2 protein-coding genes are annotated in these 3314 nt (G+C 37.9%); both read right to left on the reverse strand.

Annotated features, from left to right (window positions below; translation table 11 throughout):
- Window positions 1-289: 289 nt before the first annotated feature.
- Window positions 290-1651, reverse strand: a complete 1362-nt coding sequence (locus F6K22_RS36720) for an NAD(P)/FAD-dependent oxidoreductase (RefSeq protein ID WP_293109633.1) — start codon at window positions 1649-1651, stop codon at window positions 290-292.
- A gap of 870 nt (window positions 1652-2521) precedes the next feature.
- A partial coding sequence (locus tag F6K22_RS36725) for a WG repeat-containing protein (protein ID WP_293109635.1) occupies window positions 2522-3314 on the reverse strand: 793 nt, incomplete at its 5' end.

The following is a 3314-nucleotide window of genomic DNA, read 5'->3' on the forward strand; positions in this document are numbered from 1 at the left end:
ACTCCCCATCTCTCATATCAAATCCGGATAATTACTAGAGCCTGCGTCCGCAGCGACTGGAACGGAGTGGAAGGAAGCAATCTCAGGGGTCTCACGGGATTGCTTCCTATCGTCGCAATGACGAGTGTTTAATCGGATTCTATATCACATCATGCCCTGTTATATCAAATCCGCTAGCAATCGAAATGTTATCAGAAACCGGGTTTGTGGGAAGTAGATGTTATACGGTGGGGCATTTAAAACAAATCCGGTTTCTGGCGGTATTAGATACTACCAGATTTGATATTAATTAAGCTTCAACAGATGATTCACTTGTCACTAATGGAGTATAGCGAGCCTGGCATTCTTCATAAGTAGGCGTTTTTGTTGCTTTTTCAGTAATTAGGCGAGCGCCACCTTGACCAGTAAAGTAGCTCCAGGCCCACTGAATCATAACAATTAGTTGGTTATCAAATTCAATCATATAGTAGATATGAATAAATAACCAAGAAAACCAAGCTAGAGGTCCAGAGAAACGAATAGCTTTATACTGTACAACTGCTTGGTGACGACCGATAACAGCCAAACTACCATAGTCAATATAGTGGAATGGTTTTAAGGTCTGACCTTTCAACCGCTTTCTAATTAGCTTCGCGACATAAACTCCTTCCTGCATTGCTGCTGGAGCAACTCCAGGTACTGGGGAGTCTCCTTGATGGGAGAAGTTAGCTAAGTCTCCAATGACAAAAATGTCAGGATGACCAGGTATTGTCAGGTCTTCATTGACAAAAACACGACCTGCACGGTCTAATTCTGCACCTGTGCGATTAGATATTGCTTCAGACACTGCTGATGCTTTCACTCCTGCACCCCACAATATGGTATGAGCTGGAATGTCTTTTGTTGTTTCTCCAGAACGAACAGTGACTACATTGTTTTCGATATTAGTCACCCGTGTTTTTGTCATCACGTTGACGCCCAACTTCTCCAGTTCTATTCTGGCTTTCTCTGACAAAGCAGTTTTAAAGGATGGTAACACTCTCTCACCACTTTGAATCAGATAAATTTGAGCTTCGCTGGTATTAATGGAACGATATTCTTCTTTTAATTTAGTGTGAGCTAATTCTGCTAAAGCACCTGCTAATTCAACACCTGTTGGACCTGCGCCGACGATCGCAAAGGTTAAGAGTGCTTTCCGTTTTTCTGAGTCTGGTTCTTTTTCTGCAGCTTCAAAGGAGGCGAATATTCTCCGACGCATTTCTAATGCGTCTTCTACTGTTTTTAGTCCGGGAGCTTTTTCTGACCAATCATTTCCGAAATAGTTATGGCTAACTCCAGTAGCTACAACTAATGTATCGTAATCTAATTCTTGGTCGCGTAAAATGAGTTTTTTCTCTTCGGGATCGACATCCACAACTTCACCCATAATAACATGGGTATTTTTCTGTTCGGCAACTACACCGCGAAGAGGAGAAGCAATATCTCCAGGGGAAAGACTACCTGTAGCTACCTGATAAAGTAATGGCTGAAATAGATGGAAATTTCTTTTGTCAACCAAGGTTACTTTTACAGGTGCTTTCCCAAGCTGCTTGGCAGCTTCTAGTCCTGCAAATCCACCTCCAACGATGACAACATGATGAGGAGATTGATGTTTTTCCTGGTTTAGACTCATAGTTATTTCCCCCTTTCAACTGAGTAATTGCTATTGCTAATATAGTGGCTTTTTTTAGCCATTAATGGTCGTTATTTTTCAACCTTGATTTTAAGGTATCACAATTTTTTCGAGGGTTTTAGTATCAACTGTTACAATTCTTAATTTAAAATAAAGCTTATATTACTATTGACAATAATACAGGTTTTGTATATAATTTTAAACACAAAATTAAGTTGAATTGATTATAAATTGAGATAATTTTTACATTTAAAACATCCTTATTTCTATATAAAAGTAAAAAAAATACTGCCAATAAAGGTTTATTATATTGATAACTTGCAAGTTAAATGTACAATAGCTGCAATCTTGAATTTTGACTCCCAGGGTAGAGAAAAAGAAGTGTGGTCCGTGTGGTCCGTGTGGTCCGTGTGGTCCGTGTGGGGAGTATTGATAACTTGCAAGTTAAATGTACAATAGCTGCAATCTTGAATTTTGACTCCCAGGGTAGAGAAAAAGAAGTGTGGTCCGTGTGGTCCGTGTGGTCCGTATGGAAAAAAAATATATATTCTCACCATTATGGGAGCAGGAGAACCAAGAAGACTAAGCATCTTTAGTCTCGTTGTACCACTAACCACGCTCATATATATATTTAGGCGTGGTTAGCACAACTATAGCGCTATGGACAAGTTAGAGTTAATCAGGTACTAAAGTTTTAGAACTTTAGGGAATAGGAAATAGAAATTATACCAAATTCATGCATAGGCAGTTACATCTTAAATTTGTGATTTATTCCAACAAGAAAAAATTCCATAAATCCTAAAAATAAAACATTTTTTCCTATTTTTTATTATGTTTTTTCCCTGTTACCTGTTCCCTGTTGCCTGTTCCCTAATTACTTAAATTCCAGACAAACCTACCAATTTGATCTATATAACCCTTTTTGCCCTCTACCCACGCCTCTGCAATACCATTAGAAAAGGCAAAAGCATTATCAAACTCAGGCTCAATAACCATCTCATTAGCAGCATTAATATAACCATATTTGTCATCTATCCTAACTTCTACTAAACCTTCCGAGAAGTTACCAGCAAAATCATACTCCGGTTGAATAACTCTATTGCCTGAAACATCTATATAGCCATACTTATCATCAATTTTAACTGCTGCTAAACCTTCGGAAAAATCTTGACTAAATTCAAATTGTGGTCTAATAACTTCCCTACCAGTTTTGTCAATATACCCCCAGCGATCGCCAATTTGTATTCTAGCTAAACCATTAATAAAATCTCCAGCAAAATCATATTTAACTTCAATTACGATTTTTCCAGTCTTATCTATATATCCATATTCATAACTATTACCAACCCTCACAGCAGCTAATCCGTCAACAAAAAAACCCCGCCCTGTTTGCCCTCCATATTCTGGGTTAATTACTATTTTGCCAGTTTTATCGATATAACCCCAGTTACCATCAATTGTAACTCGTGCTAACCCTTCAGAAAAATAGACCGCATCTTCAAACTGCGGTTGAATTACTATTTCTCCATTCTTGTTAATATAACTCCATCTTTCACTAAGTTTTTTGACTGGTGCTAATCCTTGGGAAAAACGTAAAACAGAATCAAATTCTGGCTTGATAACTATTTCTCCTTTTTCATTAATATAACCCCACTTTTCATCA

The organism is Okeania sp. SIO2F4, assembly GCF_010672385.1.
In the GTDB taxonomy this organism is placed as follows: Bacteria; Cyanobacteriota; Cyanobacteriia; order Cyanobacteriales; family Microcoleaceae; genus Trichodesmium.